We start from the raw sequence: 21,763 nt of genomic DNA on the forward strand, positions 1-21,763 counted from the left end.
CCTGACACGCGAGCCTTCCATGCCTGACGCGAAACCAGAGGTCTTCCTGCGCTACACCCGCCCACAGGCGGTGTGGCTGATCCAGTCCGTGCCTGGCAGGCCGGTGCGATGACTGGCGTGCTGATCCTGGCGCTGGTGCCGGTCGCCTTGCTGATCGCCCTGGGCGTCGCCTTGCGCCGCAGCGGCTGGATCGCCGAGGCCTTCTGGCCCCAGGCCGAAAAGCTCGGCTACTACGTGCTGCTGCCGGCGCTGCTCTTCCATGGCCTGGCCACGGCGCGGCTGGAGGCGGTGCCGGTCGAGCGCCTGATGGGCGTGCTGGTGATCGCCACCACACTGGTCGCGCTGGTGCTGTGGGCGGCGCGTCGGCGCCTGCCCTTCGACGACCCAGGCTTCACCTCCGTCTTCCAGGGCGGCGTACGCTTCAACAACTACGTCGGCGTCTCGGCCGCCGTCGGGCTGTTCGGGGCGCACGGCATCGCCCTGGCTGCGGTCGCCAACGCTGCCATCGTACCGACGGTGAACATCCTTTGCGTGCTGGTCTTCGCCCGCTATGGCGTCGGCGGGCGGGCCACCTGGCGAGGCGTGCTCAAGCAGCTGGCGCTGAACCCGCTGTTGCTCGCCTGTGCCCTGGGGGGCGCGTTCAGGCTGGTCGAGGCGCCACTGCCACCGGGCCTGGAACCGGCGCTCAAGGCACTGGGGCAGGCCTCCTTGCCGCTGGGCTTGCTGTGCATCGGCGCGGCATTGAACCTCAGTGCCGTCAGGCAATGGCTGACGCCGATCGCCGTGTCTTGCGGGTTCAAGTTCCTGCTGATGCCGGTGGTGACCGTCGTGTTGTGTCGGCTGCTCGGGCTCGAGGGCGATGCGGCGATGGCTGCACTGGTGTTCCAGGCGCTGCCCACGGCGTCCTCGGCCTACATCATGGCGCGTCAGCTCGGTGGCGATGCGCCGCTGATGGCCGGGATCATCGCCGGGCAGACGCTGCTCGCGGCACTGGCATTGCCTGCGGTGATGGCCGTTGCCTCCCGCGTGATATGAGCCCCTGTGCAGGTCGGGCGCCGCGCCGGGCGGAACGCCTCGCGCATGCGGTCGGTCCATTGCACATCCTTTCACCGTCAGGAGAGTCATCATGTCCTACCCCGAGCGCATGCGCCGCGTCGAGATCGATCACCCAGGCGGGCCGGAAGTCCTTACGCTGACCGACGCCGACACGCCCGCGCCCCAGGCGAACGAAGTGCTGATCCGCGTGCACGCCGCCGGCATCAACCGCCCGGACGTGCTGCAGCGTGCCGGCGCTTACCCGATGAAGCCTGGCATGAGCCCGTCGCCGGGGCTGGAAGTGGCTGGCGAAGTGGTCGCCGTCGGGCCTGACGCTTCGCGGTTCAAGGTCGGCGACGCGGTATGCGCGCTGACCAATGGCGGTGGCTACGCCGAGTACTGCACCGTCGTCGAGACGCAGGTACTGCCCGTACCGGCCGGCGTGAGCATGATCGAGGCCGCGGCGATCCCGGAGACCTTCTTCACCGTCTGGGCCAACCTGTTCCAGCTGGGCCAGGCCCGCAAGGGCGAGACGGTGCTGGTGCACGGCGGCACCAGCGGCATCGGCACCACTGCGCTGATGCTCTGCGACGCGCTCGGGGTGAAGGCGTTCTCCACGGCCGGCAGCGAGACCAAGTGCGAGCGCATCCGCGCGCTGGGCGCCGAGGCCATCAATTACCACGAGGTGGACTTCGCCGACGCCATCGCCACCGCGACCCAGGACAAGGGCGTGGATGCGATCCTCGACATCATGGGCGGCAGCTACTTCGAGCGTAACGTGGCCGCCTTGGCGCGGCGTGGGCGACTGGTGATCATCGGCACCCTGGGGGGCGACACGATCGACGGGTTCAAGCTGATGAAACTGCTCGACAAGCAGGCCCAGGTGACCGGCTCGATGATGCGTTCACGCAGCGCCGAGGAAAAGGCGGCCATCGCCCAGAGCCTGGAGGCGCACGTCTGGCCCTTGCTGGCCCAGGGGCGCTGTCTGCCGATCATCGATCAGGTGTTCGCCCTGGGCGAAGCGAGCCAGGCGCATGCACGCATGGAGGAAGGCTCGCATATCGGCAAGATCGTGCTCGAGGTGATCAAGGACGGCACAGGCCACGCGCAAGTCTGACCGAGGGCAGGGGGCGTACACTGTGGCTTGGATACATCGAGGACTGCCGTCACACCTGCAGTCACACCCCAGGATTACGGACCGTCGTGTCACGGGAGTCCGCCTGCCGCCCCCCGGTACTGCGCTGTCGTGCAGAGACCCTGGCGAGCGCCAGTAGGGCTCCACGGCTGTGAATCATCAGCAGGCCAAGCACTGGCCTGCTGAATTCAGGCGGATGTACCGGCCCTGTCGCGGGCAAGCCCGCTCCCACAGGGTTCGTCAGTAGGCTGATACCAAGCAGTTGCCTGAAATGAGGGGTTCGTCAGTAGGCTGATGTCAGGCAGTTGCCTGAAATGAGGGCCAGTGGGAGCGGGCTTGCCCGCGATGGCGCCCGTGCAGCCTCCGCTGCCCTCGCTGTAGGCACTAACCCCTCACACGTACGCCCCCGCACCCCTCAGAACTCATCCTTCGGCAAGTCGAACACCTGCACGTTGCCCCCTTTGACCCGGCTCAACGTCAGGGTCAGGGTGCTGTACTCAATGCCGCGTTCGGTCTTCTTCTCGGTCAACGTCATCGCCTGCGAGCGGGAGCGTTGGCCGGTGCGCAGATCCTGGTAGCGCACATCGTATCGACCCGGTTGCACGTTCTTCATGGTGAACGTGCCGTGGGCGGGTACGTAGATCTGGCGGGCCGTGCGCGGCGTGGCGCCGGCCAGCGAGACCAGTTTGACCAGCATGTCGGCATCGTTGGCACCATTGTCGATGGTGACTTGGCAATACCCGGCCGTTCGTGTCTGCGCTTCGCCCTTGAGGTAGCCGGCGCCTTGGGGCCATGGCTGACCGTTCGGCGCCCGTTGGGGCATGGTGTAGGCCGGTTGCGCCGGCAGGCCGAGCGACAGCTGGGGCGTGACGGCCGGCACCTGGACCGAATACTGATCGTTGGCGTCAGGCGCAGCCTTGGGGGTGTCGAACACCGTCGTCGCCAGGACGTAGCTGAGGGCGGCGATCCCCAGGCCCATGGCCGTGGCATGGATCGGGAACAGCGGGTTGAGGATCCGCCAGCTGTTCTTCAGCGGCGCTGCCGGGGCCGCCGGCTTCAAGGCGTCGAGAAAGGTCGTGAGCCGGATGCGCAGGTCGTCGCGCTCGTGCATCAACCCGGTCTGGCGCGACGTCGGGCGGATCTTCGCACAGAACTTCAGCGCGTCGCTGGCCACTGCATAGGCGATGTCGTGCCGGCCCTTGGTCTGGAAGTAGTTGGCCTGATAGGCCAGCAACCGGGCGTTGTCCAGCGCGGGCTGATCGCCACCGAGCATGTTCTCGAACAACGCCTGCAGCGAGTACATCGGCCCCCACGGCACCGCCCACCAGCCCAGCAGCCACGTGGTGGCCGAGGCCTTGAGCGCCAGGCGTCGGGCGCAATCGCTGCAGAAGATGCCCGCGACCGGCTTGCGCATCGTCAGCAGCAGAAAGCTCCTGACCGAACGCAGCACGACCACGCGCGGCTGCGCCGAGACCTTGGCGCAACGCGAGCAGCGCACGGGCTCGGGCCTGACCGAGCGTGGCGCCTTGGGCGCCTGCCGCTGTGGGCCACGGGCGTCGTAGGCGGCGCGGGCGACAGGGTCGGACAGGGTCGCGAAGGCGTCGTTGAGGGTCTGGAACTGAGGTGTGGTGTCTTGCCCGGGATTGCGGTCCGGGTGCAGGGCCATGGCCTGTCGGCGATACGCGGTCTTGATGTCTTGCGGTGTAGCACCCGGTTGCAACCCGAGCAGTTGGTAGTAACCCAGAGGGTCATTGGCGCTCATTCACCGTCCCATTACGCTGTGCGTCGACTGCCTATTCTACTGCAATGCGGCCAGGGCAGCGCGTACCGGCCGGCGCCTGGCCCGGTGCATCGGCGGGCCAGGGCGTCGATCCTGCGCTTACCGGACCTTGAACATCGCGACTTTTTCAGTCAGTCGATCGGCCAGTTCGGTCAATTCTTGACTGGCGGAGGCGACCTGCCGCGAACCACTGGCCGATTGCACCGTCGAGCCGTGAATCCGGTTGAGGTTCTGCGCCACGTCCTCGGCCACAGCGCTCTGCTGCACGGCAGCGCTGGCGATCTGTGCGTTCATCGCGTTCAGGGCGCCGACTTCCTGGCTGATGCGCGCCAGGGCCTGCTGCGCATCGCGGGTCTGGGTGACCGTCGAGTCCGCCAGCTCGCAGCTGCTGCGCATGGTCCGGCTGGCGGTTTCGGTGCCACTCTGCAAGGCGCTGATCATCTCGCGAATCTCTTCGGTCGATTGCTGCGTACGGTTGGCCAGCGAGCGTACCTCGTCGGCCACCACGGCGAAGCCGCGTCCGTGCTCACCGGCGCGCGCCGCTTCGATCGCCGCATTCAAGGCCAGCAGGTTGGTCTGCGAGGCGATCGAGTTGATCACGTCGATGACCGTCTCGATCCGCTCGCCCTGGCGCGAGACCTGCTCCACGGTCTCGGTGGTGTCGGCCAGCGTCGTGGCCAGTTGTTCGATGGCCGTGGTGGTGCCTGCCACCAGACGGTTGCCCTGTTCGACTTCCTGGTCTGCCTGGCGCGTCGCCTCGGCAGCCTGGGCGGCGTAGCCAGAGACTTCGTTGACCGTGGCGGCCATCTGCGCGATGGCTGTGGCCACTTGCTCGGTCTCGTGGGTCTGCAGGCCGATCTGCTCGTTGTTGGCGCTGGAGGTCTGCGACAGCTGGCCGGAGGAGCGGTTGACGTCCTGGGCGGCGAGGCGAACCTGGGCGATGGTGTCGGCCAGACGGTCCTGGGCAGTCTTGAGCACGCCCATGACGCTGTTGGGGTAACGCGTGACGAGCGGCTGGCACAGGTCACCCGCGGCCAGCCGTTCGATGGCCTGGCCGACCTCGGTCGGCTCGGCGCCCAGGGTTGCCCGGACGAAGCGCATGATCACCATCGCCAGCAGGACGCTGAGGACCAGCGCCACGCCGGTCGCCCCGAGCATCAGCCCACGGAATTGGCTGGCGGTGGCCTGCACGTCGGCCAGCTGCTGCTTGATCGATGCTTCCTCATGGTCGATCAGCGCGTTCACCCGGTCGAGCCATTCGCTGTAGTCGCCCGACGTCTCGCGCAGCAGCAAGGCCTGAGCACCCGCGATGTCGCCGGCCCGGCGCAGATCGAGCACGGCCTTGGACGAGGCGAGGGTACGCGCCTCGATCGCCTTGATGGCGTGCAGCAGCTGCTGCTCCTGGGGCGACACGCCGCGCGCGGCAAAAAGCTGGTCCATGGGGCCGGCGGACTCGGTGTAGGCGTTCTCCAAAGCGGTCATTTCGTTCAGGTGGCGCGCCAGGTCGCGGTCGTTGTCGACCAGCACGGCATCGCGGATGGCGATCGCCCGGTTGTGCACGCTGCCACGGAAGTTGATCGCGTAACGCTGGATCTTGGCCGCGTTTTCACTGACATGCTCCAGCGTCGAATCGATGAAGCCGACCCGTTGGATACCGACGGCGGTAACCAGAACGAGCAGCGAGACGATGGCGGCGAAGCCAAGGCCGATACGGGTGGCGAGGGGGAGTGATCTGTTCATGCCTGGAAAACCTGAGGGACTTTTGAAGGTGCCGGGCCGAGAAATGGCAAAAAGCCAGATAATGGCAAAGCGATAGTACTTAGTGACCATGCCGCGCGCGAATTGATCCTTCGCACTATGGCGATAAAGGAAGGCTATGTAGAGAAAGGTGAGGGGGAAAACAGGGCCTGGATCTGAAGCGGCAGTTCGCTCATGGAGGGCTGTGCAACAGCTTTGAGTGGGGCGCTATCAACACAGGCTTTTCTGATACGCGGAATCGCTGGTTTTATGGCCCCTGCGGGCCCAATCGCGGCACGGGGGCCGCTCCCACTGGTGACCGCGATAGCCTGCAACCCCGCGGTGTGACTACAGGTGAGTGGCCCCCTGCCGGGGCGCCGGACCGGCCGCGATTGGGTCTGAAAGGCCCATACAGATACTGCGCAAGCTTACCTGCGACGGAACCTGTTCAGCGCTGGTAAGCCCGCCCGTAATGCCGTTCCAACCGCGCCTGCAGCAACTCCATGGCCATCGACAGCACCCAGTAGATCACCGCGGCCGTCGTCAGCATCTCCAGGTAGCGGTAGCTCGAGCGCCCATAGGACTGCGCCAGGAACATGACTTCCCAGACGCCCATCACCGAGATCAGCGACGAGTCCTTGAGCATCGAGATGAACTGGTTGGCGGTTGGCGGGATGATCACCCGCATGGCCTGGGGCAGGGTCACGTGGCAGAAGATCTGTGCCGGTCGCAGGCCCAGGGCCAGGGCCGCCTCGCGCTGACCCTGCGCCACGCCGAGGATGCCGGCGCGGAAGATCTCGCTCAGGTAGGCGCCGTAGTTCAGCGACAAGGCAAGGATGCCGGCACTGATCGCGCCCGGCACCACGCCGACCTGCGGCAAGCCCAGGTAGATCAGCAGGATCTGGATCAGCAGTGGCGTGCCGCGGAAGAACGAGGTGTAGAAGCTGGCCACCCCCACCAGTACCGCGCTGCGCGACAGCCGTGCCAGGGCGACGGCAAAGCCCAGCAGCACCGAGGCGGCGATCGAGCACAGGCACAGGAACACCGTCAGCGCCGCGCCTTGCAGGAACCCGTTGGGACCCAGGCGCAGACCGGCCAGGTTGGGGAACTTCTCCAGGATGATCGAGAACTTCAGGTCGAAGCTCAGGAAGAACATCACGAACACCGCGAACAGCGCCAGCCAGGTCAGGCACAGCCGCGCACGGAAACCGAACAGCCACGCCGCGGACGCGGCGGGCTTGGAGGAGGGTAGACGCGCACTCATTTGCTGATGTCGGCGCCGATCCACTTCTGCGACAGCGCCGCCAAGGTGCCGTCGGCCTTGAGCGCGGCGAACACCTCGCGCAGCTTGGCATCCCATTCAGGGTCGCCTTTCTCGATGGCCACCGAGTTGGGCTCCTCGTACAGTGGAGCGCCCGCGAGCTTGAAGCGCTTGTCCTGGTTCAGGCGCGGCTGCGCGGTCACCAGATTGGTGAGCACCGCGTCCAACCGCACGCCTGCACCCAGGCCCAGGTCCTGGAAGGCCACGTTGTCGGTGTCGTAGGGGGCGGCCTGCACGACGTCGAAGGGATAGTCGAGCTGGGTGTCCTCGGCGCCCTCGATCACCAGGTTCTTGTTCAGGTAGCTTTCGTAGCTGGAGGCGCTGGTCAGGCCGACCTTGCGGCCGTTCAGGTCCTTGGCCGAGTGGATACGGTCGTCCTGGGCGTTGACCACGATCACCGCCGGCGATGCGTAGTACTGCACCGGGAAGTCGAAGACCTCGGCGCGTGCCTTGCTCGGGGTCATCGAGCAGATGCACACATCGTAGCGCCCGCTCCAGCGGCCCGCCGCGATGACGTCCCACGACGGCGTTTCCAGGCGCAGCTTGACGCCCAGTTTCTCGGCCACCGCCTTGGCCACGTCGACGTCGAAACCGTCGAGCTGGTTCTGGTCGTTGAGGAAGGAAAAGGGCGGGTAGCTTTCCATCAGGACGTTGACCATCTCCTTGCGTGACTCGACACGGTCGAGGGTCGCGCCCGCATGGGCCTGCGAGGCGACGGCGAACAAAACGAGCCCAGTGCTCAGCAAGGAAGAAAAACGCATGTAACCACCTGAAAGTTTTGGCCAAAAATGAATTTGGCTATTTAATAGTTATAAACGTACTGTACCTAGTGAATTTTATTCATAAGCACCTTCAGAGTAGTTATATGAAACAGCGAGCGATGGTCATTCTCGACGGCGGCATGGGCCGTGAACTGCAACGCAGCGGCGCGCCGTTCCGGCAGCCCGAGTGGTCGGCCCTGGCCTTGACCGAAGCCCCCGACGCGGTGGTGGGCGTGCATGCGTCCTACATCGAGGCCGGTGCCCGTGTGATCACCAGCAACAGCTACGCCGTGGTGCCGTTCCATATCGGTGAGGCGCGTTTCGCCCAGGAAGGCCGGCAATTGGCCGAGACGGCCGGTCGCCTGGCACGCACCGCAGCCGATGCCAGCCCGCACGCGGTGCAGGTCGCCGGCTCGCTGCCACCGTTGTTCGGCTCGTACCGCCCGGACCTGTTCGAGCCGGCGCGCGTCGCCGAGGTGGTGACGCCTCTGGTCGAGGGCCTGTCGCCGCATGTGGACCTGTGGCTGATGGAAACCCAGAGTGCCGTCGACGAGGTGCGCGCCCTCCATGCCCATCTGCCCGAAGATGGCAAACCGCGCTGGGTCTCGTTCACGCTTCAGGACGAAGACACCGACGAGACCCCACGCCTGCGCTCCGGCCAGCCGGTGGCCGAGGCGGTCGAAGCCGTGGCGAGCCTTGGCGTCCAGACGGTGCTGTTCAACTGCAGCCAGCCAGAGGTCATCGGTGGAGCGATCGAGGCAGCGCGTGCGGTGATCGAGCGGCTGAACGCCGACATCGCGATCGGCGCCTACGCCAATGCCTTCCCGCCACAGCCCAAGGAGGCGACGGCCAACGACGGCCTGGACGAACTGCGTGAAGACCTGGATCCGCCAGGGTACCTGACCTGGGCCCAGGCATGGCGGGCGCAGGGCGCCAGTGTGCTGGGCGGGTGCTGCGGGATCGGCCCGGAGCATATCGAACAGCTGAGTCGTGGGTTGCGTTAAGGCGTAGCACCGGTAGCGGCGCTGGCGTCTTTCTGCATTCAGACAGAGAGACGCCGGACCGGCCGCGCATCACTCAGCAAGACGCCACACCGGCGCATCCTCCTCACCTGCACCCCCAAGCAACATTTTCCTCATCAACCACCATAAAAATCATCGTTTCGCAAAGGCGGTTCGCTGAACAGAATGGGCCATCCCACTTCGTTCATACCTGAGCCCGTTGGCCTTTCGAAGGATGCACACATGCCCGTACAACAACACATCGACACGCTCGTCATAGGCGCTGGCCAGGCAGGCGTCGCCGCAAGCGAGCACCTGAGCAGTCTGGGTATCCCTCACCTCGTCCTGGAGCGTGCGCGTATCGCCGAAGCGTGGCGCACGGGGCGCTGGGACTCCCTGGTCGCCAATGGGCCCGCCTGGCACGATCGCTTCCCGGGTCTTCAGTTCGACGACCTCGCGCCAGACGCCTTCCCCTCCAAAGACCGCGTTGCCGCCTATTTCGAACGCTACGCCCAGCAGATCGACGCCCCCATCCGGACCGGTGTCGAGGTCACCCGCGTGACGCGCAACGTCGGCGCGCCGGGCTTCACCGTCGACACCTCCGAAGGCGTGATCGAGGCGACCCGCGTGATCGTCGCCACCGGCCCGTTCCAGACACCGGTCATTCCGCCGATCGCTCCCAAGGACGAACGGCTCTACCAGATTCACTCCGCCGCTTACCGTGACCCTCAGCAATTGCCCGAAGGCGCGGTTCTGGTCGTCGGGGCAGGCTCCTCGGGGGTGCAGATCGCCGACGAGCTTCAACGTGCAGGGCGCAAGGTGTACCTGTCGGTGGGGGCGCACGATCGTCCGCCCCGCGCCTACCGCGGCCGCGACTTCTGCTGGTGGCTGGGCGTCCTGGGCGAGTGGGACGCCGAGACCGTCAAGAAGGGGCGCGAGCACGTCACCATCGCCGTGAGCGGCGCGCGCGGTGGTCACACCATCGACTTCCGCGGCCTGGCGCATCAAGGCATGACCCTGGTCGGCCTGACCCGATCGTTCGACAACGGCACGGTGACCTTCCAGGACGACCTGGTCACCCACCTGGCCGCCGGGGACGCCAACTACCTGGCCCTGCTGGACGCTGCCGACGCCTATGTCGAACGCAACGGCCTGGACTTGCCGGAGGAGCCCGAGGCACGCGCCCTCTACCCAGACCCCGAGTGCGTGACGCATCCCATCCTCACGCTCGACCTGGCGCAGGCCGACATCGCCTCGATCATCTGGGCGACAGGCTATTCGGTCGACTACAGCTGGCTGAAGGTCGACGCCTTCGACGAGCACGGCAAGCCCAGGCACCAGCGCGGCATCTCCAGCGAGCCGGGCGTGTACTTCCTCGGGCTGCCCTGGCTGTCGCGTCGCGGCTCGGCCTTCATCTGGGGGGTCTGGCACGACGCCAAGCACGTTGCAGGGCACATCGCCACCCAACGCAGCTACCTGGATTACCACCAGGCGGCCGAGCGCCAACGCGCCCAGTGAGGGCGCCTTCGCCTTCGACGCATTCCACTGCAGCCCCTCCTACAGGACCCGACCTACGATGACCACGCATACCCGCATCCGCATGTTCAACACCAAGGCCACTTACCCCAACCAGACGCTGGACAATGACCTATGCCAGGCCGTCCGTGCAGGCGACACCGTGTACGTCCGGGGCCAGGTGGGCACGGACTTCGACGGCAGACTGGTCGGGCTGGGCGACCCCGCCGCGCAGGCCGAGCAGGCGATGAAGAACGTCAAGCAGCTGCTGGAAGAAGCGGGCAGCGACCTCTCCCACATCGTCAAGACCACCACCTACATCACCGACCCGCGATACCGCGAGCCGGTGTACCAGGTGGTGGGCAAGTGGCTCAAGGGCGTCTTTCCGATTTCCACGGGGTTGGTCGTCTCGGGACTGGCGCAGCCGCAGTGGTTGATGGAAATCGATGTGATCGCGGTGATTCCGCAGGAGGCGAACCCCCAGTGACCTCGTCAGGCCAGCACGCCGGGCGTCCAGCCGACGCATTGCGCACGTGCCTGGCCGATCCCGTGCCGCCTGGATCAGACGGTCACCCCCCTCACCGAATGCAAGGAACCTCACATGACGTTTTCCATCGTCGCGCGCTGCGCTGAAACCGGCCAGCTTGGTATCGCCATCAGTTCATCGAGCATCGCCGTGGGCGCACGGTGCCCTTGGCTACGTGCCGGCGTCGGCGCGGTCGCCACCCAGAACGTGACCCTGCCGGCGCTGGGGCCTGAGATCCTCGACCGGCTGGAAAGGACCGCGCAGGACCCCCAGGCCGCCCTGGCGCAAGCGCTGCAGGCCAACGGCTGGAGCCAGTACCGTCAGGTGACGGTGATCGACGGTCAGGGTCGAACCGCACTGTTCAGCGGTAGCGAAACGCTGGGCGTTCATGACGCCGTGGCCGGCGAGCACTGTGTCGCTGCCGGTAACCTGCTGACCAGTACCGAGGTGATCACTGCCTTGGTCCGGGCCTTCGAGGCCGCGCCGGGGCAACTGGCTGACCGGTTGATGGCGGCCATGCAGGCCGCCATGGCCGCCGGAGGCGAAGCCGGGCCTGTGCATTCGGCGGCCCTGAAGGTGATGGGGGACCTGGTCTGGCCCATCGTCGATCTGCGGGTGGACTGGGCGGATGACGACCCGATCGGCCAGCTGGAGGGCCTGTGGCAGGCTTACAAGCCGCAGCTGCAGGACTACCTGACCCGTGCGCTCGACCCCACCGCCGCGCCCAGCTACGGGGTGCCCGGCAATGAATGAGGCGTCCAGCCGCGACCTGTTGGCACGGCTGATCGGTTTTGCGACCGTGAGCCGCGACTCCAACCTGGCCTTGATCGAGTTCGTGCGCGCGTACCTGGCCGGCCATGGCGTAGCCTGCGAGCTGTTCTTCGACGAAACGCGCACCAAGGCCAATCTGTTCGCCACGCTCGGGCCGGACATCGGCGGCGGTGTGGTGCTGTCGGGGCATACCGATGTGGTGCCGGTGGACGGGCAGCCCTGGACGGTCGAGCCGTTTCGGATGTCCGAGTCGGCCGGGCGGTTGTACGGGCGCGGCACGGCCGACATGAAGGGCTTCATCGCCTGTGTGCTGGCCGCCGTGCCGATGTTCCTCGCCCGGTCGCTGCGCGTGCCGGTCCATCTGGCGCTCTCGTATGACGAGGAAGTGGGCTGCCTGGGGGTGCGTACGCTGCTCGCCGACCTGGCCCAGCGCCCCCGCAAGCCAGGGCTGTGCCTGATCGGCGAGCCGACCGAGCTCAAACCGGTATTGGGCCACAAGGGCAAGCTGGCCATGCGCTGCCAGGTCACCGGTGCGGCCTGCCACTCGGCCTATGCACCTTACGGCGTCAACGCCATCGAGTACGCGGCCAGGCTGATCGGGCACCTGGGCGAGCTGGGCGACGAACTGGCCCGCCCGGAGCGACACGACGCGCGTTTCGATCCACCGTTCTCGACCATCCAGACCGGCCTGATCCAGGGAGGGCGGGCATTGAACATCGTTCCGGCCGAGTGCGCTTTCGACTTCGAAGTGCGCGCCTTGCCGGATGTCGATGCCCGGCACGTGGTGCACGCGCTGGAGCGGTATGCGTCGACGCAGCTGCTGCCCCGCATGCACGCCGTCGACCCACAGACCGACATTCGGATGACGCCCCTGAGCGCCTACCCTGGGCTGGCCACCGCGCCGGACAGCGAGGCGGCGCGCATCCTGGCGCACGTCTGCGGTTCGAGCGACTTCGGCACCGTCGCGTTCGGGACCGAAGGCGGGCTGTTCGAGGCCGCCGGCATTCCCACGGTGGTGTGCGGCCCTGGCAGCATGGAGCAGGGACACAAGCCAGACGAGTTCATCACGGTCGAGCAACTCGACCACTGCGACGCGATGCTGGTCCGCCTGGCGGACTACCTGAGCCGCTGAGCGCGCGCCTGCAGCGTCGATCGACGCCGCAGGCGCGTTTCATGACACGTGGCTCATCGCCGTCAGCCGCTCGCGGCAGAAATCGACGAACAGCTGCGCGGGCTTGGTCAACTGCCCCTTGCGCAGGCGTGCGCTGACCAGGCCCGAGGCCGTCACCGGCTCGGCCACATCGACGGCCACGACCTGCTTGCCGTCGTAGGTGGAGGTCGAATGCGGACGGGTGACCAGCAACGAGAAACCAAAGCCCTGGCCCACCATGCCACGCACCATTTCGATCGACGGCGAGCCGAACACGATGTTCGGGGTCAGGCCCAGCTCATGGAACAGGCTGACGAAGTAGGTTCGGCTGGGTAGCACATCGAGCAGGATCATCGGCTCCCTGACCAGGTCGCGCAGCGACACCTGCGACTGCCCGGCATAGCGGTGGCCCGCGGGGAGCAGGGCGTAGGGTTTCTGAGGCGGCATCAGCGGTTCGGTTTCGATGGTGTTGTCCAGCTCGTGCTCGTACAGGAAGGCCACATCGAAGGTCCCTGCCGTCAGCCCCTGGACGAGTTCCTGCTGGTCACCGTCACGCAACCGGATGTGCACGCCCGGGTAGCGCACGCGAAACTCGGCGATCAACTGGGGCAGGTACAGCGGCGCGACCGTCTCGAAGCAGCCGATGTCGATCTGCCCGGCCACCATGTCGTTGTCGGCCAGTGCGTTCTGCTCGAACTCGTGGGAGACCCGCAGCAGCTCCTGGGCCTTCTGGTAAAAGCGCTTGCCGCTCGGCGTCAGCGAGACGCCCTGGGCGTGGTGCCGAATGAACAGTTGAACGCCGAAATTCTCTTCGAGGCTCTTGATGGCGGTCGAGATGGAGGGCTGCGCGATGTACAGCTGACGCGAGGCCTCGGCGACGCTTCCGGCCTCGACGGTGGTCACGAAGTACTTGAGTTGTCTCAGGGTATAGGACGCCACGGGTTCCCTCGAAGGCCAGGCCACGGGGCAAGTGTCCGTGGCGGTTAGAGTCACTGCGGGTGAGCGCTCACCTTACCTCAGCCACGCCACAGGTGGCGCCGTGCCAGGCCAGCTTTTTGATTGGACTGAAGAACATTTTTACTAATTTGCCTGCACGCGATACTGGCGCACCATCCCTCGTACCTGAATGACCCACTGAACCGTGTCGACAGTCGACGTAGGGAGCCTTGCGTGTTCGATCTCACTTACTGGCAGCAACGTGCCGCCCGCCAATCCTTCATCGTCAATGCGCTCATCGACGGCCGCCAGGTGGCGGCGGCCGATGGCGCGACCTTCGAAGCGATCAACCCCGCCACCCAGCAGCGACTGGCGCAGGTGGCAGCCTGTGGCACCGACGAGGTGAACAGTGCCGTGCGCGCGGCACGGCGCGCCTTCGAGCACGGGCCTTGGGCGCGCATGGCGCCGGCCGAGCGCAAGCGGGTGCTGCTGCGGCTGTCCGACCTGCTGCTGGCGCACCGTGAAGAGCTGGCGCTGCTGGATTCGCTGAACATGGGCAAGCCGGTCATGGATGCCTACACGATCGACGTGCCCGGCGCCGCCGGCGTGTTCGCCTGGTACGGCGAGGCACTGGACAAGGTCTACGACCAGGTGGCCCCCACGGCGGCGAATGCCCTGGCGACCATCACCCGCGAAGCGCTCGGTGTGGTGGCCGCGGTGGTGCCCTGGAACTTCCCCCTCGACATGGCCGCCTGGAAGCTGGCGCCCGCGCTGGCAGCGGGCAACAGCGTGGTGCTCAAACCGGCCGAGCAGTCCCCGTTCTCGGCCCTTCGTCTGGGTGAGCTGGCACTGGAGGCGGGCATTCCCGAAGGCGTGCTGAACGTGGTGCCGGGGCTCGGTGAGCAGGCAGGCAAGGCCCTGGGCCTGCACCCCGACGTCGATTGCCTGGTCTTCACCGGCTCGACCCAGGTGGGCAAGTACTTCATGCAGTACGCCGCGCAGTCCAACCTCAAGCAGGTCTGGCTGGAGTGCGGCGGCAAGAGCCCCAACCTGGTCTTCGACGACTGCCAGGACCTGGACCTGGCCGCCGAGAAGGCCGCGGCAGGCATCTTCTTCAACCAGGGTGAGGTCTGCTCGGCCAACTCGCGGCTGTACGTGCAGCGTTCGATCTACGAGGCGTTCGTCGAGCGGGTGATCGAAAAATCCCGCGCCTGGCTGCCGGGCGATCCCCTCGACCCGGCGAGCGCCGCCGGGGCCATCGTCGACAGCGCCCAGACCACCCGCATCCTGCAGGCAATCGATCAGGCCCGGCGCGAGGGCGCCACGCTCCTGACGGGCGGCGAGCAGATGCGCATCAACGGGTCCTCGAATTTCATCCAGCCGACGATCTTCGGCAACGTGGCCCACGACGCGTCGATCGCACGCGAGGAGATCTTCGGCCCGGTGCTGGCGATCAGCGTCTTCGACAGCGAAGCGCAGGCCGTCAGGCTGGCCAATGACAGCATCTATGGGTTGGCAGCGTCCGTCTGGAGCGATGACCTGAACCGTGCTCACCGCGTGGCACGCGCCTTGAAGGCCGGCACCGTGTCGGTCAACACCATGGATGCGCTGGACGTGACCGTGCCTTTCGGCGGCGGGAAGCAGTCCGGTTTCGGCCGTGACCTGTCGCTGCACGCGTTCGACAAGTACACCCAGCTCAAGACGACGTGGTTCCAGTTCCGCTGAGTCGGCCACGTGCCGTGCTGCAGCCCTGACAAGACCATGCCCGGGCGTCGATGACGCCCAGGCCTCGGGCCGACCGGCCCTGCTGCCTCTACACCACCATAACCACAATGAGTGAGGGCATCCCCATGCGTACCATTACCCGATCGTTGAGCACCGCGCTGCTGTGCGCCATGAGCCTTCCCGTGCTGAGCGACGAGCCCAGCCTGACCGTCATCTCGTTCGGCGGCGCGACCAAGGCGGCCCAGCAGGCCGCGTATTTCCAGCCCTTCGAGCGCAGTGGCGCGGGCCGGGTGGTCGCCGGCGAATACAACGGTGAGTTGTCCAAGGTCAAGGCCATGGTCGATGTCGGCCATGTGTCCTGGGATGTGGTCGAGGTTGAAAGCCCCGAGTTGATTAGCGGTTGCGAGGCAGGGTTGTTCGAACGGATCGACCCGGCCCTGCTCGGCGATGCCTCCGGCTATCTGCCGGGCACGGTCAGCGAATGTGGCGTGGCGAGCTATGTTTGGTCGATGGTGCTGGCCTACAACCCGCAAAAGCTCGGCACCGCGCCTGCCTCCTGGGCGGACTTCTGGGACACGCAGCGTTTTCCGGGCAAGCGCGGCCTGCGCAAGGGCGCCAAGTACACGCTGGAGGTCGCGCTGCTGGCGGACGGCGTCGCACGCGAAGACCTGTACACCGTCCTGGGCACACCAGAAGGCGTGAACCGTGCGTTCAAGAAGCTCGATCAGATCAAGTCCAGCATCCAATGGTGGGAGGCGGGCGCGCAGCCGCCGCAGTGGCTGGTGGCAGGCGACGTCGTGATGTCGGCCGCCTACAACGGTCGCATCGCCGCAGCGCAGCAGCAGGGTTCCAGGCTCGCCATCGTCTGGCCTGGCAGCCTGTACGACCCCGACCATTGGGCCATCGTGCGTGGCAGCCCGAACAAGGCACTGGCCGAGCGGTTCATCGTGTTCGCCAGCCAGGCCGACACGCAGAAGGCCTTCTCCGGCCAGATCCCCTATGGCCCCATCCGCCAGGATGCCCTGGCCCAGCTACCGGCCCAGGTGCAGGCGCAGCTGCCCACCGCACCTGACAACCTGGCCCAGGCGCGGCTGGTGGATGCCGAGTTCTGGGTGGACCATGGCGAGGAACTCGAGGAACGCTTCAACGCCTGGGCCGCGCGTTGAGCGGCCCGCACCGCTCCACGGCACGCGAGCCGACCCCTCGCCGGGCGTGCGAAGGCCCGCCCCCGGCAGGCTCCGCATTCACCCTATAGGGTGATGGTCCCCCCCAAAGGCCTATGTGATCATCCGCTCATTCCTTCACCGTCCAGGCAGTTCGCCAGACGGGCGCCTTCAGCGGATGCTCACATGGACAGCGCTCCACTCACTTCCCCCCAGTGGTTCGAGGCGATGGCCGAGGTAACGAAGGCCATCGCTTCACCGCACTTCGTGACGGCATTGCTCGACGCCCTGGCCATGCTCGGCCCGGTGAAAGCCACCACGGTCTACCTGTATCCCCGCCATGGCGTGCCGTCGGCCTGGTTCGAGTGCGATGCGGACGGGCCTTGGCTGCCGGAGGGCAACGTCAGGCGCTACCTGTCCGGCTTCTACCTGCTGGACCCGTTCTACGGTGCCTGCATCGAAACCGCACGCTCGGGCTGCTTCACCCTGAGCGATGTGGCCCCGGACCATTTCACGCGCAGTGAGTACTACCAGGCGTTCTACCAGCATTCGCACCTGGAGGATGAGATCAACTACGTGCTGCAGTTCGAGCACGGCCTGAGCCTGGCGGTGTCGCTGGCCTTCACCGATGTCCTGGACGAGGCCGTCAAGGCACGCTTCACGCTCATCGCCCCTTGGGCACTGGCCGTGCTCGGCAAGCACTTCGACGGCTACCAAGGGCGGGGCGGTCGCGTCGAGCAGGTATGGGAGCAGCGGGTCCACGCCGCCTTGAGCAACTTCGGCTCCTCCCTGCTGACCGAGCGCGAATGCCGGATCGCCCAGCTGATCCTGCGTGGCCACTCGACCAAATCCCTGGCCGAGCGCCTGAACGTCTCGGAAGACACCATCAAATCCCACCGCAAGCACGTCTACGCCAAGCTCGACATCGGCACGCAGTCGGAGCTGTTCGCCTTGTTCATCGATGCGCTGGCCAACGCCCAGGGCGTGCTCGGCAAAGACCCGCTGGAAAGTTACATGGGCAAGCCGCGCTAACGGCGGCTGCCTGGCTCCACCCTCAGACCAACAAGGACTATTCCATGAACGCCCCCTTCGTACCGAAGCGCCAGACCCGTGACTATCAGACCAGTGACGCGGCTCACCACATCCACGCCTTCCTCGACCAGAAGGCCCTCAACGCCGAAGGCCCCCGCGTGATGGTCGGTGGCGAGCGACTGCACCTGTGGGACAGCGAAGGCAACCGCTACCTGGACGGCATGTCCGGCCTGTGGTGCACGCAGCTCGGTTATGGACGCAAGGACCTGACGGCCGCCGCCGCAGCGCAGATGGATCAGCTGGCGTACTACAACATGTTCTTCCACACCACGCACCCGGCCGTCATCGAGCTGTCGGAGTTGCTGTTCAGCCTGCTGCCCAGCCACTACAGCCACGCCATCTACACCAACTCCGGTTCCGAGGCCAACGAAGTCCTGATCAGGACCGTGCGCCGTTACTGGCAAGTAGTGGGCCAGCCGAGCAAGAAGGTCATGATCGGCCGCTGGAACGGCTATCACGGCTCGACCCTGGCGGCCACGGCCCTGGGGGGGATGAAGTTCATGCATGAGATGGGCGGTCTGATCCCGGATATCGCGCACATCGATGAGCCCTACTGGTACGCCGCCGGTGGCGACCTGTCGCCTGCCGAGTTCGGCCGCCGGTGTGCGCTGCAACTGGAAGAAAAGATCCTCGAGCTGGGCGCCGAGAACGTGGCCGGCTTCATTGCCGAGCCGTTCCAGGGCGCTGGCGGCATGATCTTTCCGCCAGAGAGCTACTGGCCTGAAATTCAGCGCATCTGCCGTCAATACGATGTACTGCTGTGCGCCGACGAGGTGATCGGCGGCTTTGGCCGGACGGGCGAATGGTTCGCTCACGAGTACTTCGGCTTCCAGCCGGATACCTTGTCCATCGCCAAGGGCCTGACGTCTGGCTACGTTCCCATGGGCGGGCTGGTCTTGAGCAGACGCATCGCCGAGGCGCTGGTGGAACGAGGCGGGGTGTTCGCCCACGGGCTGACCTACTCGGGCCACCCGGTGGCGGCGGCCGTGGCGATCGCCAACCTCAAGGCGCTGCGTGACGAAGGCATCGTGCGCCAGGTGAAGGACGATACGGGGCCTTACCTGCAGCGCATCCTGCGCGAGGTCTTCACCAACCACCCGCTGATCGGCCAGGTGCAAGGGGTCGGCCTGGTGGCCGCGCTGCAGTTCGCCGAGGACAAGCCCCGGCGCAAGCGCTTCGCCAACGAGAATGACCTGGCCTGGCAGTGCCGCACGTTCGGTTTCGAAGAAGGGGTGATCATCCGTTCGACCCTGGGCCGCATGATCATGGCCCCCGCGCTGGTGGCCAACCACGGTGAGCTGGACGAACTGGTGGACAAGACGCGGATAGCCGTGGACCGTACCGCCAAGCTGCTGGGCCTGCTGTAGCGCATCAGCGACCCTTCACGAAACAGGGCGGCCTCGGCCGCCCTGTTTCGTTATTGCGTTTGCATGTCCCTGTGCTCGAAGGTCTGCAGCCCAGGCTTCACTCGGTCATCTGCAGCTCGGGCAGCTTCACACGGAATGCGCGCGTCAGCCCCATCAGCAACAGCACGCCTGCACCCATCCAGCACAGCCCGATGGTGAACGACAGGCTCGACAGGCTGGTCCACAGCCACAGGGTGCTGATGAACCCCAGTCCCGGGACCAGCCCATAGCGCAACAGGCTCTTGGGGTCGCGCAGGCCCTCATGGCCCAGGTAATGCTTGATCACCGCCAGGTTCACCGCCGAGAACGCACACAGTGCGCCGAAGCTGATCATGTTGGCGACCGTTTCCAGGCTGATCGCCAGGGCCGTCAGCGAGACCAGCCCCACCAGCAGGATCGCGCAGGCCGGGACGCGTTTCTTCGTCACCAGCTGCCCCAGCTTGCGCGGCAGCACGCCATCACGCCCCATGGCAAACAGCACGCGCGACACGCTGGCTTGCGAGACCATGGCCGACGCGAAGCAGCCCGCCACGTACGTCGCGGTGAAGGCATTGGCCAACAGTTGCCCACCGGCGCTGCGCATCACCTCGACCGGCGCCGCGTCCGGGTTGGTGAAGCTCGCCCAGTCCGGGTGCACCAACTGGGCGACGTAGGACACCACCAGAAACAGCACGCCACCGCTCAGCGACACGGCCATGATCGCACGAGGAATGCGCCGGATAGGGTCGCGGGTTTCCTCCACCAGGGTGGAGACCGCGTCGAAACCCACGAACGACAGGCACAGCACCGCCGCCCCGGCCATGATGGCCGACGGGCTGAACCCTTCGTGATAGAGCGGTGCGATCAACGAGACCGGCTGCGCCTGGCCGGCCACCGTGTGCACCGATGCCGTGATGAAGACGGCGATGAAGACCACCTGGGCGACGACCAGCAGCCAGTTGACCCGGGTGACCGACTCGATACCGATCAGGTTCAGACAGGTCACCAGCCCGATCGAGCCCAGTACCCAGATCCAGGCCGGGACGCTCGGCACCAGCTCGGACATGTAGATGCCGATCAGCAGATAGCTGAGCAAGGGCAGGAAGATGTAGTCGAGCAACAGCGTCCAGCCTGCCATGAAGCCGACGCAGGCCCCGAAGGTCCGCCGTGTGTAGGTGTAGACCGAACCGGAATAGGGGTAGGCCTGCACCATGCGGCCATAGCTGTACGCCGTCAGCAGCATGGCGCCCAGGGTGAGCGCATACGCTGCAGGCAAGTGGCCCGCCGTGGTCTGCGCGACCAGCCCATAGGCGGAGAAGACCGCCAGGGGAACCATGTAGGCGAGGCCGAACAGCACCAGCGCGGTCATGCCCATGGACTTTCGGAAGCGGCCAAAGGTGGGTGAGGGTGCTGCGCTAGGGGCAAGGGGCGGCTTTATAAGTGTTGTTGTCTGCATGGCTAGCTCCTGGAAGGACGTACAGGACGCTGCGGTCTGCGAGCAGGCTCGATCCACGCGAAGGCTTGAGGGTCGATCGAGGACCGACCTGCGCAGGTCACAGCAAGGTCAAGGTGAGCGGCATGGGTCAGGGGCGCCGACCGGCGTGGCCCTGAGGGTGGGTCATCGCGGGGTCGCGCGAAGGCGAGCGGCGATGAGACGACGGCGTGCAAGGCATGGGGTCATGATGTTGTTCTCGTTTTATCAAGACACTGAGGGAGAGCGGGGCCGCCCTGGCGGGGACCGATCCGGGCCATCGGCAGGGCTCGACGAATGCTCCCATACTGCCCCTGGGCGCAACATCACCCTATAGGGTGAAGACGCGGCATCGGCGCCCGGCCTTGGCGCGACGCGGTTCACGGCCGCACCGACAGCGTGCTCGCAAGGCATGCACCGCGGCTGTCGCGCCCCGTGTGGCAGCTGCCTGATGACAGTGCCCACATGCGCGCTGCCGCTGTCGTTGCCGAGCCCTGAGGGGCACGCTAGAGCAGGATGTAGTCGCTGTACTGGGCGATACCGCGGTGGGCGTCTTCCACCAGGTGCACATAGCGCCCACCGACGTGGTCGATCGGCAGGCAGTCGTCCACGTCCAGCACCGCATCGGTGTGCGGCTTGAACCAGCTCGACGCCATGTGCCGCTTGCCGAGTCGCTTGGCGGTGGCCTTGTCCGGGGCGACCAGCAGCACGTAGCGGTGGGCCTCGCCGAACGTGTGCGGTTCATAGCCGCCCAGGTTGAGGAAGAACAGCCGAGGCGCGCCCGGCGCTGGCGCCGCCTGACTGAAGGCCACGCGATAGCCGTCGATGCCGTCGACTTCCAGCCAGGAATCGATGTGCAGGCCCTTGGGGCTGCCGAACCAGGCGCGGCGCAGATCCGGGTAGAGCGGTACCAGGGCGCTGCCCTGGACGAAGACCACGTCGTGGACTTCGATGCTGGCGCGTGGATGACGGCCGCCGAGCATGACGATGTAGAGCATGGGAGAGTCCTCTGGGCGGGTACGGCCATGTCCTTGCAGGTCTTGGCCGAAGTCACGTGCGTGGGCAGGGCGAAAGGGTCAAGCCACCCAATTTATCTCAATCGCCGCGCAGACCCTAACCAGCCAAGGCCCCGGTGCCTGGCCACTTGGACGAACTGCACGCCAACTGCACGCCATTCGGCTTGTATGAGCAGCTACACCACGCTGCAACGCCTACGTGGCGGAGGGTGCGATGATCACGGCTGGGCTGCCAGACCGGGC

18 protein-coding genes are annotated in these 21,763 nt (G+C 66.3%); 11 read left to right on the forward strand and 7 right to left on the reverse strand.

From position 1 onward, the window contains the following. Positions 1–108 precede the first annotated feature (108 nt). Together G7Z99_RS03895 and G7Z99_RS03900 are read left to right on the forward strand one after the other, a co-directional pair. Complete coding sequence (locus tag G7Z99_RS03895) at positions 109–1,035, forward strand: AEC family transporter (protein ID WP_181092235.1); 927 nt, start codon at positions 109–111, stop codon at positions 1,033–1,035. Between the two features lie 91 nt (positions 1,036–1,126). After that, positions 1,127–2,152 carry an NAD(P)H-quinone oxidoreductase gene (locus G7Z99_RS03900; protein WP_181092237.1) on the forward strand — a complete coding sequence of 342 codons (1,026 nt, stop codon included), beginning with the start codon at positions 1,127–1,129 and terminating at the stop codon, positions 2,150–2,152. A 433-nt stretch (positions 2,153–2,585) separates the two neighbouring features. Here the strand turns inward: G7Z99_RS03900 and G7Z99_RS03905 are convergent, their stop codons facing one another. From G7Z99_RS03905 to G7Z99_RS03920, 4 genes are all read right to left on the reverse strand, one after another. Beyond that, positions 2,586–3,932, reverse strand: coding sequence for a J domain-containing protein (locus G7Z99_RS03905; RefSeq protein WP_181092239.1), 1,347 nt, complete (start codon positions 3,930–3,932; stop codon positions 2,586–2,588). Positions 3,933–4,049: 117 nt separating this feature from the next. Next, positions 4,050–5,780, reverse strand: coding sequence for a methyl-accepting chemotaxis protein (locus G7Z99_RS03910; RefSeq protein ID WP_375139132.1), 1,731 nt, complete (start codon positions 5,778–5,780; stop codon positions 4,050–4,052). 355 nt (positions 5,781–6,135) lie between these two features. Further along, positions 6,136–6,951, reverse strand: a complete 816-nt coding sequence (locus tag G7Z99_RS03915; RefSeq protein ID WP_181092243.1) for an amino acid ABC transporter permease — start codon at positions 6,949–6,951, stop codon at positions 6,136–6,138. Further along, complete coding sequence (locus tag G7Z99_RS03920; protein ID WP_181092245.1) at positions 6,948–7,769, reverse strand: ABC transporter substrate-binding protein; 822 nt, start codon at positions 7,767–7,769, stop codon at positions 6,948–6,950. The genes G7Z99_RS03915 and G7Z99_RS03920 overlap by 4 nt, the downstream gene beginning before the upstream one ends. A 119-nt stretch (positions 7,770–7,888) precedes the next feature. Between G7Z99_RS03920 and G7Z99_RS03925 the strand changes: the two genes are divergently transcribed. The 5 genes from G7Z99_RS03925 to argE all read left to right on the forward strand — a co-directional run bounded on the left by G7Z99_RS03925 (position 7,889) and on the right by argE (position 12,714). Beyond that, complete coding sequence (locus G7Z99_RS03925; protein ID WP_181092297.1) at positions 7,889–8,773, forward strand: homocysteine S-methyltransferase family protein; 885 nt, start codon at positions 7,889–7,891, stop codon at positions 8,771–8,773. A 240-nt stretch (positions 8,774–9,013) separates the two neighbouring features. Further along, a complete protein-coding gene (locus tag G7Z99_RS03930; RefSeq protein WP_181092247.1) occupies positions 9,014–10,288 on the forward strand; it encodes a flavin-containing monooxygenase in 1,275 nt (424 codons plus the stop codon). Positions 10,289–10,346: 58 nt separating this feature from the next. Continuing rightward, positions 10,347–10,772, forward strand: a complete 426-nt coding sequence (locus tag G7Z99_RS03935) for a RidA family protein (protein WP_181092249.1) — start codon at positions 10,347–10,349, stop codon at positions 10,770–10,772. Between the two features lie 114 nt (positions 10,773–10,886). Then, positions 10,887–11,564, forward strand: coding sequence for a DUF1028 domain-containing protein (locus G7Z99_RS03940; RefSeq protein ID WP_181092251.1), 678 nt, complete (start codon positions 10,887–10,889; stop codon positions 11,562–11,564). After that, on the forward strand, positions 11,557–12,714 hold the full coding sequence (gene argE / locus G7Z99_RS03945; RefSeq protein WP_181092253.1) for an acetylornithine deacetylase: 1,158 nt from the start codon (positions 11,557–11,559) through the stop codon (positions 12,712–12,714). Before G7Z99_RS03940 ends, argE begins: the two co-directional genes overlap by 8 nt. Before the next feature lie 39 nt (positions 12,715–12,753). Here argE and G7Z99_RS03950 read toward each other — a convergent pair whose 3' ends face one another. Next, positions 12,754–13,671, reverse strand: coding sequence for a LysR family transcriptional regulator (locus G7Z99_RS03950; RefSeq protein WP_181092255.1), 918 nt, complete (start codon positions 13,669–13,671; stop codon positions 12,754–12,756). A 231-nt stretch (positions 13,672–13,902) separates the two neighbouring features. Here G7Z99_RS03950 and G7Z99_RS03955 point away from each other — a divergent pair, with 231 nt between their 5' ends. The 4 genes from G7Z99_RS03955 to G7Z99_RS03970 all read left to right on the forward strand — a co-directional run bounded on the left by G7Z99_RS03955 (position 13,903) and on the right by G7Z99_RS03970 (position 19,015). After that, entirely contained in the window at positions 13,903–15,393 is a 1,491-nt protein-coding gene (locus G7Z99_RS03955) for an aldehyde dehydrogenase (RefSeq protein WP_181092257.1), read from the forward strand. A 170-nt stretch (positions 15,394–15,563) separates the two neighbouring features. Beyond that, positions 15,564–16,559, forward strand: a complete 996-nt coding sequence (locus G7Z99_RS03960; protein WP_258196953.1) for an ABC transporter substrate-binding protein — start codon at positions 15,564–15,566, stop codon at positions 16,557–16,559. A 183-nt stretch (positions 16,560–16,742) separates the two neighbouring features. Further along, the gene (locus tag G7Z99_RS03965) at positions 16,743–17,588 is read left to right on the forward strand and encodes a helix-turn-helix domain-containing protein (protein WP_181092261.1); all 846 of its coding nucleotides are present in this window, start codon (positions 16,743–16,745) and stop codon (positions 17,586–17,588) included. A gap of 44 nt (positions 17,589–17,632) precedes the next feature. Next, entirely contained in the window at positions 17,633–19,015 is a 1,383-nt protein-coding gene (locus tag G7Z99_RS03970) for an aspartate aminotransferase family protein (RefSeq protein WP_181092263.1), read from the forward strand. 97 nt (positions 19,016–19,112) lie between these two features. Here the strand turns inward: G7Z99_RS03970 and G7Z99_RS03975 are convergent, their stop codons facing one another. Next, the gene (locus G7Z99_RS03975) at positions 19,113–20,489 is read right to left on the reverse strand and encodes an APC family permease (RefSeq protein WP_258196944.1); all 1,377 of its coding nucleotides are present in this window, start codon (positions 20,487–20,489) and stop codon (positions 19,113–19,115) included. Positions 20,490–21,010: 521 nt separating this feature from the next. Then, on the reverse strand, positions 21,011–21,502 hold the full coding sequence (locus G7Z99_RS03980; protein WP_181092267.1) for a DUF1543 domain-containing protein: 492 nt from the start codon (positions 21,500–21,502) through the stop codon (positions 21,011–21,013). Between the last annotated feature and the right edge of the window lie 261 nt (positions 21,503–21,763).

Source organism: Pseudomonas entomophila (assembly GCF_013523165.1).
In the GTDB taxonomy this organism is placed as follows: domain Bacteria; phylum Pseudomonadota; class Gammaproteobacteria; order Pseudomonadales; family Pseudomonadaceae; genus Aquipseudomonas; species Aquipseudomonas entomophila_A.

Excerpts from the sequence above, each read along its gene's own strand:
- G7Z99_RS03895 (WP_181092235.1), top strand. The coding sequence starts at position 109 with ATGACTGGCGTGCTGATCCTGGCGCTGGTGCCGGTCGCCTTGCTGATC.
- G7Z99_RS03900 (WP_181092237.1), top strand. The coding sequence starts at position 1,127 with ATGTCCTACCCCGAGCGCATGCGCCGCGTCGAGATCGATCACCCAGGC.
- G7Z99_RS03905 (WP_181092239.1), bottom strand. The coding sequence starts at position 3,932 with ATGAGCGCCAATGACCCTCTGGGTTACTACCAACTGCTCGGGTTGCAA.
- G7Z99_RS03910 (WP_375139132.1), bottom strand. The coding sequence starts at position 5,780 with ATGGTCACTAAGTACTATCGCTTTGCCATTATCTGGCTTTTTGCCATT.
- G7Z99_RS03915 (WP_181092243.1), bottom strand. The coding sequence starts at position 6,951 with ATGAGTGCGCGTCTACCCTCCTCCAAGCCCGCCGCGTCCGCGGCGTGG.
- G7Z99_RS03920 (WP_181092245.1), bottom strand. The coding sequence starts at position 7,769 with ATGCGTTTTTCTTCCTTGCTGAGCACTGGGCTCGTTTTGTTCGCCGTC.
- G7Z99_RS03925 (WP_181092297.1), top strand. The coding sequence starts at position 7,889 with ATGGTCATTCTCGACGGCGGCATGGGCCGTGAACTGCAACGCAGCGGC.
- G7Z99_RS03930 (WP_181092247.1), top strand. The coding sequence starts at position 9,014 with ATGCCCGTACAACAACACATCGACACGCTCGTCATAGGCGCTGGCCAG.
- G7Z99_RS03935 (WP_181092249.1), top strand. The coding sequence starts at position 10,347 with ATGACCACGCATACCCGCATCCGCATGTTCAACACCAAGGCCACTTAC.
- G7Z99_RS03940 (WP_181092251.1), top strand. The coding sequence starts at position 10,887 with ATGACGTTTTCCATCGTCGCGCGCTGCGCTGAAACCGGCCAGCTTGGT.
- argE (WP_181092253.1), top strand. The coding sequence starts at position 11,557 with ATGAATGAGGCGTCCAGCCGCGACCTGTTGGCACGGCTGATCGGTTTT.
- G7Z99_RS03960 (WP_258196953.1), top strand. The coding sequence starts at position 15,564 with ATGAGCCTTCCCGTGCTGAGCGACGAGCCCAGCCTGACCGTCATCTCG.
- G7Z99_RS03965 (WP_181092261.1), top strand. The coding sequence starts at position 16,743 with ATGGACAGCGCTCCACTCACTTCCCCCCAGTGGTTCGAGGCGATGGCC.
- G7Z99_RS03970 (WP_181092263.1), top strand. The coding sequence starts at position 17,633 with ATGAACGCCCCCTTCGTACCGAAGCGCCAGACCCGTGACTATCAGACC.
- G7Z99_RS03975 (WP_258196944.1), bottom strand. The coding sequence starts at position 20,489 with ATGCAGACAACAACACTTATAAAGCCGCCCCTTGCCCCTAGCGCAGCA.
- G7Z99_RS03980 (WP_181092267.1), bottom strand. The coding sequence starts at position 21,502 with ATGCTCTACATCGTCATGCTCGGCGGCCGTCATCCACGCGCCAGCATC.